General features: G+C 64.5%; 10 protein-coding genes and 1 pseudogene. 8 read left to right on the top strand and 3 right to left on the bottom strand.

What is annotated here, in order from left to right; all coding sequences use genetic code 11:
• Nucleotides 1-42: 42 nt before the first annotated feature.
• Together dusA and RAC97_RS10690 are read right to left on the bottom strand one after the other, a co-directional pair.
• Entirely contained in the window at nt 43-1,062 is a 1,020-nt protein-coding gene (gene dusA, locus RAC97_RS10685; RefSeq protein ID WP_375100150.1) for a tRNA dihydrouridine(20/20a) synthase DusA, read from the bottom strand.
• 448 nt (nt 1,063-1,510) lie between these two features.
• Entirely contained in the window at nt 1,511-2,152 is a 642-nt protein-coding gene (locus RAC97_RS10690; protein ID WP_375100149.1) for a glutathione S-transferase family protein, read from the bottom strand.
• Between the two features lie 223 nt (nt 2,153-2,375).
• Between RAC97_RS10690 and RAC97_RS10695 the strand changes: the two genes are divergently transcribed.
• A complete protein-coding gene (locus RAC97_RS10695) occupies nt 2,376-3,293 on the top strand; it encodes a LysR substrate-binding domain-containing protein (RefSeq protein WP_375100148.1) in 918 nt (305 codons plus the stop codon).
• A 64-nt stretch (nt 3,294-3,357) separates the two neighbouring features.
• Here the strand turns inward: RAC97_RS10695 and RAC97_RS10700 are convergent, their stop codons facing one another.
• On the bottom strand, nt 3,358-5,061 hold the full coding sequence (locus tag RAC97_RS10700) for a BCCT family transporter (protein WP_375100147.1): 1,704 nt from the start codon (nt 5,059-5,061) through the stop codon (nt 3,358-3,360).
• Nucleotides 5,062-5,393: 332 nt separating this feature from the next.
• Here RAC97_RS10700 and RAC97_RS10705 point away from each other — a divergent pair, with 332 nt between their 5' ends.
• The 7 genes and pseudogenes from RAC97_RS10705 (at nt 5,394) to RAC97_RS10735 (ending at nt 12,486) form a co-directional block, all read left to right on the top strand.
• The gene (locus tag RAC97_RS10705; protein ID WP_375100146.1) at nt 5,394-6,584 is read left to right on the top strand and encodes an aromatic ring-hydroxylating dioxygenase subunit alpha; all 1,191 of its coding nucleotides are present in this window, start codon (nt 5,394-5,396) and stop codon (nt 6,582-6,584) included.
• Between the two features lie 10 nt (nt 6,585-6,594).
• Nucleotides 6,595-8,040 carry an aldehyde dehydrogenase family protein gene (locus RAC97_RS10710; RefSeq protein ID WP_375100145.1) on the top strand — a complete coding sequence of 482 codons (1,446 nt, stop codon included), beginning with the start codon at nt 6,595-6,597 and terminating at the stop codon, nt 8,038-8,040.
• An 11-nt stretch (nt 8,041-8,051) separates the two neighbouring features.
• A pseudogene (locus tag RAC97_RS10715) lies at nt 8,052-8,213 on the top strand (rubredoxin); the annotation flags it as partial.
• Nucleotides 8,202-9,443 (top strand): FAD-dependent oxidoreductase, encoded by a 1,242-nt coding sequence (locus RAC97_RS10720; protein WP_375100217.1) that lies wholly within the window; start codon nt 8,202-8,204, stop codon nt 9,441-9,443. The pseudogene RAC97_RS10715 and the gene RAC97_RS10720, both read left to right, overlap by 12 nt.
• A gap of 11 nt (nt 9,444-9,454) precedes the next feature.
• Complete coding sequence (locus tag RAC97_RS10725) at nt 9,455-10,780, top strand: NAD(P)/FAD-dependent oxidoreductase (protein ID WP_375100144.1); 1,326 nt, start codon at nt 9,455-9,457, stop codon at nt 10,778-10,780.
• Nucleotides 10,777-11,148, top strand: coding sequence for an ethanolamine utilization protein EutQ (locus RAC97_RS10730; protein WP_375100143.1), 372 nt, complete (start codon nt 10,777-10,779; stop codon nt 11,146-11,148). The genes RAC97_RS10725 and RAC97_RS10730 overlap by 4 nt, the downstream gene beginning before the upstream one ends.
• Nucleotides 11,149-11,313: 165 nt before the next feature.
• Complete coding sequence (locus RAC97_RS10735; protein WP_375100142.1) at nt 11,314-12,486, top strand: MFS transporter; 1,173 nt, start codon at nt 11,314-11,316, stop codon at nt 12,484-12,486.
• Nucleotides 12,487-12,521: the final 35 nt, after the last annotated feature.

The following is a 12,521-nucleotide window of genomic DNA, read 5'->3' on the forward strand; positions in this document are numbered from 1 at the left end:
CCGACCGTCAACCTTCGAGCCCAGCGCCTGCCCAAGGTTCCTTCAGCGGCCCTGCAACAGCTCGGCGGCCTGGTCCAGCACGGCCAGTGGGTTGTCGGTCTTGTGGATATCCGCCGACAGCAACTGGCGGAAGCGCCGGGCACCGGGGAAGCCTTGGCCGAGCCCGAGGATATGCCGGGTGATGTGGTGGACAGCGCCGCCACTTTGCATGTGCGTGACGATGTAGGGGCGCAGTTGCTCCAGCGCTTCGCTGCGGCTGACTACCGGGGTATCGCTGGCGAACAGTTGTTGGTCGACCTCGGCCAGCAGGTAAGGGTTGTGGTACGCCTCGCGGCCCAGCATCACGCCGTCGAAGGTCTGCAGGTGGGTACGGCATTCCTCGAGGGTCTTGATGCCGCCATTGAGGACGATTTCCAGGTCCGGGAAATCGGCCTTCAGTTGCGCTGCCACGTCGTAGCGCAGAGGCGGGATCTCGCGGTTTTCCTTGGGTGACAGGCCTTCGAGGATGGCGATGCGCGCATGCACGGTAAAGCTCTTGCAGCCCGCCTCGCGCACTTGCCCGACGAAGTCGCACAGCTCGGCATAGCTGTCGCGGCCGTTGATGCCGATGCGGTGCTTGACCGTCACGGGAACTCCCACGGCATCGCGCATGGCCTTGACGCAGTCGGCCACCAGCGCCGGATGGCCCATCAGGCAGGCGCCGATCATGTTGTTCTGCACCCGGTCGCTGGGGCAGCCGACGTTCAGGTTCACTTCGTCGTAGCCTGCTTCCTCGGCCAGACGCGCGCAGGCGGCCAGGTCGGCTGGAACGCTGCCGCCCAGTTGCAGGGCCAGGGGGTGTTCGCTGTCGTCGTGGCGCAGGAAACGCGCGGCATCGTTGTGCAGCAGCGCGCCGGTGGTGACCATTTCGGTGTAGAGCAGGGTGTGGCGCGAGAGCAGGCGCAGGAAGAAGCGGCAGTGACGGTCTGTCCAGTCCATCATCGGCGCAACGGAAAAGCGGCGGGAGGGCTCGGGGTGGGTGGTTGCTGGATTTGAGCCTGATTTTGCGGTGTTTGCGTTCAACGTATTTTGTACCGGCTTTCGTGAGGGTTGGGGCGTCTTTGCCAAGTGCTTGGTACAAATGTACCCATCGACAGTTAACATGTACCCATTCAAAAAATGGCAACGATCAGAACGCGCAGAAGGCCGATGGCACCCTTGGCTACTTCGTCCAGATCCGCATCAACCGCGACGCGGTGACAGTCTACCAAGAGACCCAGACGTTCGCCCGCAAACGAAATCAATCTGCTGACAATGGCAGGCACGAGGTTGGTGCTGAAAAAACTCGGCTGCAATCTCGGCAGTCGCAGGCGGTATCGGCGGCTCACCCTCGACGAGCTTGACAAGATGCTGCTGCATCTCTTGAGCGGCTCGAACGAGGGGCCACCGTTATTCACATGCCCAAGGGCTAGGCCTGAGCGGCCACAGCAGGGAGCTCGAGATGACTGTCACATTCAAGCAACAGCAGATCTCAACAGAGCAAGCGCGTCATGCCTGGATCACATTTTTCCATAGCCACTCTGTAGGCGGGACGGTCACCTATTCGACCGAGATAAGTCTGAATTGCAGGGAAGGGTGTCAGGTCGATGGGTTGAAACACACGCATCGTCGTAAGCGAGAAGACCATCATGATATCCGCCGCTGTAAACGCTTCTCCCGCCAAATAGTGTGCTGTTTTTAGCCGCGTACTGATCATCGATAAAGCTGTCATTAAACGATCCATAGTGCTCGTAAGCGCCGTATGGTCTGGCGAAAGACCGGCTCGAACGAGGGTCATGTATCGGAGTATTAAGGGCTGCAGATTGCCATTGGCAAAATGGAACCAATACAGATATTCAGCGAAGCCGGTTTGATTTGGAGCGATTTTCAATCGACCGCCGCCGAATTTATCCAAGACATATTCGACTATAGCTGCGGATTCTCCAAGCATCGTCTCGCCGTCCTGAATAACAGGTGCCGCACCCATAGGGTGCAGCCGCTTTAATTCTGGCGGTGATAGACGGGTGACCGGGTCGCGGGTGTAGCGTACCAGTTCATAAGAAAGCGAAAGCTCCTCGCACAGCCAAACAATACGCTCTGATTGGGATATACCGAGGTGGTGAATGGTTAGCATCTAAATAGTCCCTTATTAAGATTTGAACGGTTTGAAGCAGTTTCTACAGGCATCTTCGGATACGCATTCTGTACCGATGGTCCAGCCAGGGCGGTGTGACAAAGCACGTCCAGCACTGCAAACCATATTCGCATGACCACCAGACGTCGACCCCTGTGCCCAACCACCCCCACTCGGTAGAATGCCCCACGCTGCAATAATAAGAACAACCGGTACCTTGCCCGTGAAAATCCAACCGCTGCCTCCCTTGCACAGCCTGATCGCCTTCGAATCCGCTGCCCGCCATTTGAGCTTCACCCTCGCTTCCAAGGAGCTGAACGTCACCCAAGGTGCGATCAGCCGCCAGGTGCGCCTGCTCGAGGAGTACCTGGGCCAGACACTGTTCACCCGCACCACGCGCACGATGAGCCTGACGCCCACCGGGGTGCAGTACTACGACAGCGTGCGCGAAAGCATGCTGCGTATCGCCCGCACCACCGGTGAGATCCGCCAGTGGCGGGGCGACCAGCAGGTGACCGTGGCCACCAGCACCGCCATGGCGTCGCTGTGGCTGCTGCCCAAGGTGGTGGAGTTCCAGAGCCAGCACGAAGACATCGACCTGCGCATCATCGCCCACGACCACGTGAAGGACTACTCGCGCCTGGAAAGCGACTTGGCGCTGTACTACTGCACCGCCGCGCCCAAGGGGATGGACGTGACGCCGCTGTTCTCCGAAGAGGTGTTCCTGGTGTGTAGCCCGGCCTACCTGGCCCGCAACCCTGGGCTTGCCAGCATTGACGGGCTGAGCGCCTGCACCTGGCTGTGGCTGGAGGACTCGCAGCGCGACTGGATCGGCTGGCCGGAGTGGTTCCAGCGCCTGGGTCATGCCCCGCTGACACCGCGGCACCGAGTCAACATCAACAGCTACAGCATGGTGATTCAGTCGGCCATCAGCGGGCAGGGCGTGGCGCTGGCGTGGAACAAGCTGGTCGACGATGCCCTGGCGACCGGGGCGCTGGTCAAGCCCAACGACTTGGTGGTGCGCACCGATGCGCAGTTCTGCTTGTTGGAAAATCCCAGCGAGCGTGGCCCGCGGGAGAGCGTACGGTTGTTCCGCGAGTGGCTGATGGCCCAACCGTCGGTGCAGGGCGCGCTGGGGTAAAGGTGAACGAAAGCGGGGGCCGCAATGGCGGCCCCGCTTCAGGTCATACGCAAGACATCCCGCTTCAACCGGCCTTCTTCGCGGTCAACCCGCCACTGAGGCCTGCGTCCTGCATCACCGTGCCCACCGCCGCAACCGCCAGCGAACCTGGCTCGTGTGCAATGTCACGCCCAGTCGGCGGCGCCGGCAGGAGGGCCGCCAGCGGCTCGCCGCGCAGGCTGCGCATCAAGGTGTAGCCGATCAGCAGGATGAACACGGCAATCGGCAGGCCGGCGGCGATGGTCGCCATCTGGATCGCCTTCAACCCCCCGGCCAGCAACAGCCCCGTGGCGATGGCGCCCTCCAGCACGCACCACAGCAAGCGGATACTGCCGGGCGGGTTGGTACTGCCCAGGGCATTCAGGGTACACAGCACCTGGGTGCCGGAGTCGGCCGAGGTGATGAAGTAGGTGGCCAGCAGGATGCACACCAGTACGCTGAGCGCCTTGCCGATCAACCCGGCATCGATGGTGTGCAGCAGGCTGAACATCGCGGCGGTGGTTTCCTGCTTGGTCGCCAGCAGCACCGTGCCGCCCTCGAACTTGGCCTGCTCGCCCTGCAACTGCGCCGCAGCCACGTGCTGCTCGTGGCGCTGGCGGTCGGCCTGCTCGCTCTTGAGTGCCGCGCCGCCGAACACAGACATCCAGATGATGGTCACCAGCGTCGGCACCAGCAAGGCGCCGGCAATCAGCTCGCGGATGGTGCGGCCTTTGGAAATGCGCGCGATGAACAGCCCCACGAACGGGCCCCAGGTCATCCACCACGGCCAGTAGAAGGCCGTCCACCAGTTCTGCCAGCCGCTGTCCTTCTGGGTGTCGCTCCAGAAGCTCAGGCCCACCACGCTCTGGGCGTAGTCACCGGTACTTTCCAGCATCAGGTTGAGGATGTAGCGGGTCGGGCCGAGCAACAGCACCAGCGCTACCAGCACCACCGACAACAGCATGTTCCATTCCGACAGCCGCTTCATGCCGCGCGATACGCCGGACATCACCGACACCGTGGTAACGATGGTAATAGCCACGATCAAGGTGATCTGCACGCCCAGGCTGATGGGCAGGTCGAACACCTGGGCCAGGCCAGTGTTCATCTGCACCACGCCCAGCCCCAGCGACTGCGACACACCGAAGGCCGTGATGACCACCGCGAGAATGTCCACCACATGGCCGATTGGGCCATAGATACGCTCACCGATCAGCGGGTAGAGGATCGAACGCATGGTCAGTGGCAGGCCCTTGCGGTAGGCGAAATACGCAAGGCCCAGGCCGACGATGGTAAAGATCGCCCAGGGATGCAGGCCCCAGTGAAACAGGGTCAGGCGCATGGCGGCGGTGGCTGCTTCGTCGGTGAGGCCCTTGGCCAGTGGGTTGCCCGCGTAATGCCACATCGGCTCGGCCACCGACCAGAAGATCAGGCCAATGCCCATGCCGCCGCTGAACAGCATGGCGATCCACGAGCCGAAGCTGAACTCTGGCTTGTCCTCGTCACGTCCCAGGCGAATGTGGCCGAAGCGGCTGAACATCAGGTAGATCAGCAGGCCCAACACGCCAGTGACGCTCAGCAGGTAGAACCACTTGAAGTTGTTGAGAATGAAGTCGGAGGCATGTTGGAAGGCGACGCCGGCCTGTGCCGCGAACAGCGCGCAAAACAGCACGAAAGCGATGACGGCCACCAGCGAAATACTGGTCACGGTAGGGTTTAGGCCTTTGAACAGGCCTGATTCAGCACGCATTGGAGTGTCCCCTTTTTGTTCTTGTAAGGGTTTTGTCTGGTGGCGCCACGGCGTACCGGGCGTGGCAACAAAATGGTCGAGGCGGGCGGGCGCGACAAACTATTTGTTGTCATCAACTCATTACCTTTAATCATTAATAAGAAGTGCCAGGCCCTTGCGACATCAGTGATTTTCCGCGGGATGTCGGTGCTGGATATGGCCAGGTCGATTGGTGATTAAAAGTAATAAATAGGTGCCGTAGAAATCGTTTGTTCGCTCCCCGCGCTCTTGCTGAAACTGCGGCCCAGGCATCAAGGCCAAGCCTGCCGTGCAAACCACAAGAGAGAACAACAATGACAATCGCCACCGATTCGCGCCTGATCCCCGTCCACAGCCTGGAAACCGTCCTGGCGCCCATCCACCAGGCACATGGCCTGACCAACGAGTTCTACACCGAGCAGCGCTATTTCGAACTCGAGCGCGACCAGGTGCTGGGCAAGAACTGGGCGTGCATCGGCTTTGCCAGCGACCTGCCGCGCAATGCCTATGTAAAGCCGGTGGACTTCATGGGCCTGCCGCTGCTGATGATGCGCAACCGCGAGGGCCTGGTGCAGGTGTTCCATAACGTCTGCAGCCACCGGGGCGTGAAGCTGGTGCAGGCGCCGGGCGATGTGCAGGGTGTGATCCGCTGCCCCTACCACTCCTGGACCTACGACCTGAACGGCGGCCTGAAGGGCACCCCGCACGTGGGTGGCATCAACCAGCACAAGGACGAGCGTTTCGCCTGCGAGAAGCACGGCCTGAAAGCGCTGCGCAGCACCATCTGGATGGACATGGTGTTCGTCAACCTGTCCGGCGATGCCCCGGCCCTGGAAGAACAACTGGCGCCGCTGACCGAGCGCTGGAGCCAGTTCCTCGGCAGCGACGGCATGGGCCTGATGCGCCGCGAGGCCGACAGCGGCGCCATGGCCATCGAGGTGAACTGCAACTGGAAGCTGGCGGTGGAGAACTACTGCGAGGCCTACCACCTGCCGTGGGTGCACCCGAGCCTGAACAGCTATTCGCGCCTGGAAGACCACTACAACATCATGTTCGAGCAGTTCGCCGGCCAAGGTAGTCATGCCTACAACCTGTCGGATGTCGCCGGCACCCACCTGCCGATGTTCCCGGCCTGGCCGCTGGACCGCCTGCGCACCGCCGAGTATGTGGCGTTTTTCCCCAACGTGCTGCTGGGCATCCAGGCCGACCATGCCTTTGCCATGATGCTCGAGCCGATCGCGCCGGGTAAGACGGTCGAGCACCTGCGCCTGTTCTACGTGGGAGACGAGGCCCTGGACAGCCGCTTCGAGGTAGCGCGCCAGTCGGTGATGGAGTCGTGGCGCGTGGTGTTCGCCGAGGATATCGCCTCGGTCGAAGGCATGCAGAAGGGTCGCCATTCCCCAGGCTACGGCGGTGGTGCGTTCTCGCCAGAAATGGACCTGCCGACCCACTACTTCCACAAGTGGGCGGCCAACCAGCTGCTCGACTGCGCGCGCAAGGCCTGAGGGGGTGACCATGTATTCGATCGCAGCCCATTGGCTGAACTTCATCGACGGCCAGTGGGCCGACAGTGAGCGGCACATCACCGTCAACAACCCCGGCACCGGCCAGCCGCTGGCGAGCATCGCCCAGGCCTCGGTAGACGATGCCGAGCGCGCCCTGCAGGCTGCCCGGCGCTGCGCCGACAGTGGCGTGCTGACCCGCGCCCGGCCCGCACAGCGGGTGACCTGGCTGCTGGAGATCGCCGCGCAGATTCGCGCGGTGGTCGAGGAGGGCGCCTGGGTGCTCTGCCAGGAAAACGGCAAGCGCCTGCAGGATGCCCGCGACGAGTTCATCGAAGCGGCGCGCTACTTCGAGTACTACGCCGGTATGGCCGACAAGATCGAAGGCACTTCCATCCCGCTGGGCCACGGCTACATGGACTTCACCGTGTACGACCCCATGGGCGTGTCGTTGCAGATCGTGCCGTGGAATTTCCCGGTGTCGATCTGCGCCCGCTCGCTGGCGCCTGCGCTGGCGGCCGGCAACGCGGTGCTGGTGAAGTCGCCGGAGCTTTCGCCGCTGGGCCTGTGCGTGCTGTTCCAGGCCATCGAGCGGGCCGGCTTGCCGCGAGGCGCGGTGAACCTGGTCTGTGGGCGCGGCCGCGAGGTTGGTGCGCACCTGGCCGGGCACCGCGATGTCGACCAGATCGTCTTCACCGGGTCAGTCGGCACCGGCCAGAGCATCCTGCGGGCCGCAGCCGAATATGCCATTCCCAGTGTGATGGAGCTGGGCGGCAAGTCGGCGGCGCTGGTGTTCGCCGATGCCGACCGCAAGCAACTGCTCGCCAGCGTGCGCAACGGTATTTTCTTCAACGCCGGCCAAGTGTGCTCGGCCATGTCGCGGTTGCTGGTACAGCGCGACGTATACGAAGAAGTGCTGGCGCAGGTGGTGGCCATGGCCGAAGGGCTGCACGTCGGCCTGGGGCAGGATGATGCCGACCTGACACCGGTGATCAGCGCCGGCCAGCTCGAAGGCATCCAGGCGCTGTGCCAGCGGGCTCAGGCACAAGGTGCCGTGGTCGCCAGCGGCGGCGAGGCGATTGGCGGACTGGGCGGGCATTTCATGGCGCCCACGGTGCTGCGCGACGTCACCCCGGACATGGAAATCGCCCAGGCTGAGGTGTTCGGGCCGGTGCTGGCAGTTATTCCCTTCGATACCGAGGAACAGGCCATCGCCATCGCCAACGGCACCGACTTTGGGCTGGTGGCCGGCGTGTTCACCCAGGACCTCAATCGCGCGCTGCGCTGTGCCCGGCGCCTGTGTGCAGGCCAGGTGTTCATCAACGAATGGTATGCCGGCGGTATCGAGACGCCGTTCGGCGGCGTGGGGCTGTCCGGCTTTGGCCGCGAGAAAGGCCAGGAAGCGCTCTACAGCTACGTGCGAACCAAGAACCTGGCTGTGCGCATCCAGGGTGAATGAGGGCGGTATCGATGAAAAAGTGGCTGTGTATCATCTGTGGCCTGATCTATGACGAAGCCCTGGGTTGGCCAGACGACGGCATCGTTGCCGGCACTCGCTGGGAAGACGTGCCCGAAGACTGGCTGTGCCCGGAGTGCAAGGTTGGCAAGGCCGATTTCGAGATGATCGAAATCACCGAGCCAGCGCCAGCGATCGCCAGCGCCGTGGTAGCCGTGGCGCCAGCACCTGCGGCGGCACGCGTCGAGCCCGCCCAGCCGGTGGTGATCATCGGCAGCGGCCACGCCGGCTACGGCCTGGCCCAGGCCTTGCGCAAGGCCAGCCCTAACCTGGACATCCGCGTGCTCACCCAGGAAAGCGGGCACCTGTACTCCAAGCCGGCGCTGTCCATCGCCCTGGCCCAAGGGCGCAGTGCTGCGGCCTTGGCCAGCGAAAGCCCGTTCGCCCTCGAGCGGCGCCTGGGCATTCGCGTGCACGCCCATTGCCAGGTCGAGCGCATCGACACCCAAGCGCGGCGGTTGTACACCAACCTTGGCGAAATAGAGTACGGCCAGCTGGTGCTGGCCAGCGGTGCCTCGCCGGTGCGCCTGGCCATCGAAGGCGATGCCCAGGCCATGCTAAGCGTCAACAACCTGCACGACTACCACGCGTTCCGCCAGCGCCTGGCCGGTGTGCGCCAGGTGGCGATCCTCGGTGACGGCCTGATTGGCTGCGAGTTCGCCAACGACCTGGCCAGCAGCGGTTACCTGGTGCGCGTGATTGGCCTGGGCGCCTGGCCTATGGAGCGCTTGCTGCCCGAGCCTGCCGGGCGCGCATTGCAGCGCGCGCTGTCGGCGCTGGGCGTGCAGTGGAATCTGGGCACCACGGTGCAACGCATCGAGCGCCAGGGCGAGGGCTACCTGTTGCGCCTGGCCGACGGCACGCAGGTGCAGGCCGACCTGGTGTTGTCCGCCGTGGGCTTGCGACCGAACGTGGAACTGGCCCGTGAGGCGGGTCTGGCCTGCGGCCGCGGCATCCAGGTGGATGAGCTGTTGCGCACCTCGCAGCCCGGCATCTACGCCCTGGGCGACTGCATCGAGATCGACGGGCAGTTGCTGCCGTACCTGGCGCCGATCAACGAAGGTGCGCGCGCCCTGGCCAATACCCTGCTGGGCCAGCCGACCCCGGTCAGCTACCCGCTGGCGCCGGTCACGGTGAAAACCCCGGCAGCGCCCTTGTGCCTGCTGCCACCGCCTCCCGGCTGCCCCGGCCAATGGCAATGGGAGCCCACCGACGACGGCCTGCGCGCCGGGTTCCACGGCCCGGACGGCACGTTGCACGGCTTCATCCTGCTGGGGCGTCAGGCCCAGTCGAACCGTAGCGCCTGGCTGCAACGCTGCCAGGTCACCCACACGCAAGTGGCCTGAGGGCCGAATCCATGAACAGCATTGTCAAACTGCCCTTCGATGACCACAGCTGCGGCTGGTACGCCGCCTTGCCCGAGCCCTTGCCGCCGCGACGCCTGAGTGGCCCGCACAAGGCCGACCATGTGGTGGTCGGCGCAGGCTTCGCCGGCCTGGCCGCCGCCCGCCGCCTGGCCAGCCATATGCCCCAGGCGCGCATCCTGCTGGTCGACGCCCAGCGCATCGGCTATGGCGCCTCGGGGCGCAACTCCGGCTTCGTCATCGACCTGCCGCACAAGTTCGCCCTGGAACACCCCAACCCTGAGCACAAGCAGCGCCTGCTCAGCCTCAACCGCGCTGCCATCGATCAACTGCAAGGCTTGATCCAGCGTCACCACATCGACTGCCAGTGGTCCCATGCCGGCAAGTTCCAGGGCGCGGTCGGCCCGCGCGGGCTGGCCTACCTGGAGCACTTCAGAAAGCTGATGGACGACCTCGGCGAACCCTATGAAGTGGTCGAGCGCCAGGCGCTGGCCGAAGTCCTCGGCACCCAGCACTACAGCCGCGCCATCTACACCCCGGGCTGCTACCTGATGCAACCGGCGGCCCTGGTACGTGGACTGGGGGACTCGCTGCCAGCGAATGTCGAGGTGTACGAGGAATCGCCCATCCAGCGCCTGGAAAAAACTGCCAACGGCTGGCGCCTGCATGCCAACGATGGGCTCATCGACACCCCGCAGGTGCTGCTGGGCACCAGCATCTTCACCCAGGAGTTCGGTTACCTGCGCAACCGCCTGCTGCCGGTGATGACCTTCGCCAGCTGGACCCGTCCGCTCAGCGACGACGAGATGGCGCGCATCGGCGCCCAGGCCGATTGGGGCCTGACGCCGGCAGACCACGCCGGCACCACCGTGCGCATGACCCAGGACCGCCGCCTGATCATCCGCAATACCTACCGTCACGTGCCACGTTACGGCCGTAGCGTGGACGAGGCCACCCGCCGACGCATCCGCCAGGACCACCAGCAGGCCCTGCTGGCCCGCTACCCGCAGTTGGCCAAGGTGCCGTTTACCCACACTTGGGGCGGGGTCTACGCGATTTCGCGCAACTTCACCAACTTCTTCGGGCAGCTGGAGGACGGGGTGTTCGCCACCGCCTGCGACAACGGCGTAGGCGCGGCCTGGGGCACCGTTTCCGGCACGCTGCTGGCCGACCTGGCGGTGGGCGCAGGCGGTGCGCAGCTTGATGCGATCCAGGCGGTTACCGGCATGCCCTCGCGCAACCCGCCGGAGCCTTTCCTGGGCCTTGGGGTAAGTACACGCATCCGCTGGGCGGCGTGGAACAGCCGGAGCGAGCTATGAGCCGTACGCCGACGGGCAAGGGCCCGGTGCGCCTGGTCGACCATCGCGACCTGGCCTTTACCCGGCGCGGCGGGCCACCGGGGGCGGCGTTCGTGGCACGGGCGCTGGACAGCGAGGTATCGCCCAGCATCGGCGTGGGCTTCGCCCGCTGGGAGGGCGCCGCAGTGGCCTGGACGCTGCTGTATGACGAGGTGCTGTTCGTCATCGAGGGCTGTTTCGAACTCAAGGCCAATGGCGAGCTGTACCAGGTTAGGCCTGGGCAGATGCTGTGGATTCCCGAGGGCACGGAGCTGGTGTACGGCGGGCATGCGTTGTTCGGCTACGTGGTGCATCCAGGCGATTGGAAGCAGCGGCACGGCCTGGCCTGAGCGATTGCAAGAACTTCAGGGCGTGCGCAGTCCCTGTGGGAGCGGGTTCACCCGCGAAGAAGGCACCGCGGTGTGTGGCACCGGCTTTGCCGGTGTTCGCGGGTGAACCCGCTCCCACAGGGTGTGCGTCGTTCTTACGATCAGCATTTTTTCTGGGGAAGCGATGTGCTCGCACTGACCAAGGCGTTCGGCACGCTTTATGCCGCTGCATTGTTGATGCAATTGGGCTCCAGCCTGTTGATGACCTACCTGGCCCTGCGCCTGGAGGCCGCCGGCATGGCGGCTTTCTGGGGCGGTGCGCTGATGGCCGCCAATGCCTTGGGCATGGTGGTGGGTGGGCGCCTGGGTTATTGGCTGATTGGTCTGGTTTCGCACCCGCGCGCCTTCGTGGTGTGCGCGGCGATCATCGTCACCACTGTGCTCAGCCACCAGCTCAGCGACGACCTGGGGCTGTGGCTGGCGCTGCGGTTCGTCGTCGGGGCGGCGATGATGTGCCAGCTGATGGTCATCGAAAGCTGGCTCAACGATTGCGCGTTGCCGGGGCGCCGAGGCGGCACTTTGTCGGTCTACATGGTTACCAGCTACGTCGGCATGATGCTCGGTCAGCTGTTGCTTGGCCTGGGCGAGGGGCTCGATGTGCTGGCCCTGAGCGCGGTGGCCATCGCCTTCGCCCTGGGCGTGGTGCCGATGGCCATGCACCAGGGCTTGCAGCCGGGCGCACTGGCACTGCAACGGGTGGCGGTCGGCCGCTACGTGCGGCGCCTGCCCCAGGCCATGGGCACGGTGCTCGCCTCCGGTCTGCTCAATGGCTGCTTTTATGGCCTGGCGCCGATCTTCGCCGCGCAGATGGGGTTCGCGCCACCGCAGGTCGGGCAGTTCATGGCCTTGGGTATCGCCGCCGGGCTGGTGGCGCAACTGCCCCTGGGCTGGCTGTCGGACCGTGTTTCCCGCGCCACGCTTATTCGTGCCACCGGCGTACTGTTGTGCCTGGCCTGCCTGCCCATGGCGCTGCTGCGTTCGCCAAGCGGTGCGGTGCTCATGGCACTGGGCGCAGCAATCGGCTTCTTGCAGTTCTGCCTGTACCCGCTGGGCGTGGCCTATGCCAACGAACACCTCGAGCCGGCCTTGCGTGTGTCGCTGGCCGGCGTGCTGTTGATGACCTTCGGTGTTGGCGCGGCCCTCGGGCCGTTGGTTGCCGGCGCGATGATGGAAAGGACGGGGCCGCAGGCGTTGTACCTGTTCGCCATTGCGGTGGCCTTGGCGCTGGCACTGCTGATTCGGCCGCATACCGTTCGATCCTCGGTTGACGGTGCGGCGCCGCCGGTCAGCCCCGGTTGATCCGAAACCTCCGATGGGCACTTCCCTAGTCGGCC

The sequence above is a fragment of the Pseudomonas sp. LS_2 genome (assembly GCF_042709235.1).
In the GTDB taxonomy this organism is placed as follows: domain Bacteria; phylum Pseudomonadota; class Gammaproteobacteria; order Pseudomonadales; family Pseudomonadaceae; genus Aquipseudomonas.

Excerpts from the sequence above, each read along its gene's own strand:
- RAC97_RS10720 (WP_375100217.1), top strand. The coding sequence starts at position 8,202 with ATGATCGAAATCACCGAGCCAGCGCCAGCGATCGCCAGCGCCGTGGTA.
- RAC97_RS10710 (WP_375100145.1), top strand. The coding sequence starts at position 6,595 with ATGTATTCGATCGCAGCCCATTGGCTGAACTTCATCGACGGCCAGTGG.
- RAC97_RS10690 (WP_375100149.1), bottom strand. The coding sequence starts at position 2,152 with ATGCTAACCATTCACCACCTCGGTATATCCCAATCAGAGCGTATTGTT.
- RAC97_RS10700 (WP_375100147.1), bottom strand. The coding sequence starts at position 5,061 with ATGCGTGCTGAATCAGGCCTGTTCAAAGGCCTAAACCCTACCGTGACC.
- RAC97_RS10705 (WP_375100146.1), top strand. The coding sequence starts at position 5,394 with ATGACAATCGCCACCGATTCGCGCCTGATCCCCGTCCACAGCCTGGAA.
- RAC97_RS10725 (WP_375100144.1), top strand. The coding sequence starts at position 9,455 with ATGAACAGCATTGTCAAACTGCCCTTCGATGACCACAGCTGCGGCTGG.
- RAC97_RS10730 (WP_375100143.1), top strand. The coding sequence starts at position 10,777 with ATGAGCCGTACGCCGACGGGCAAGGGCCCGGTGCGCCTGGTCGACCAT.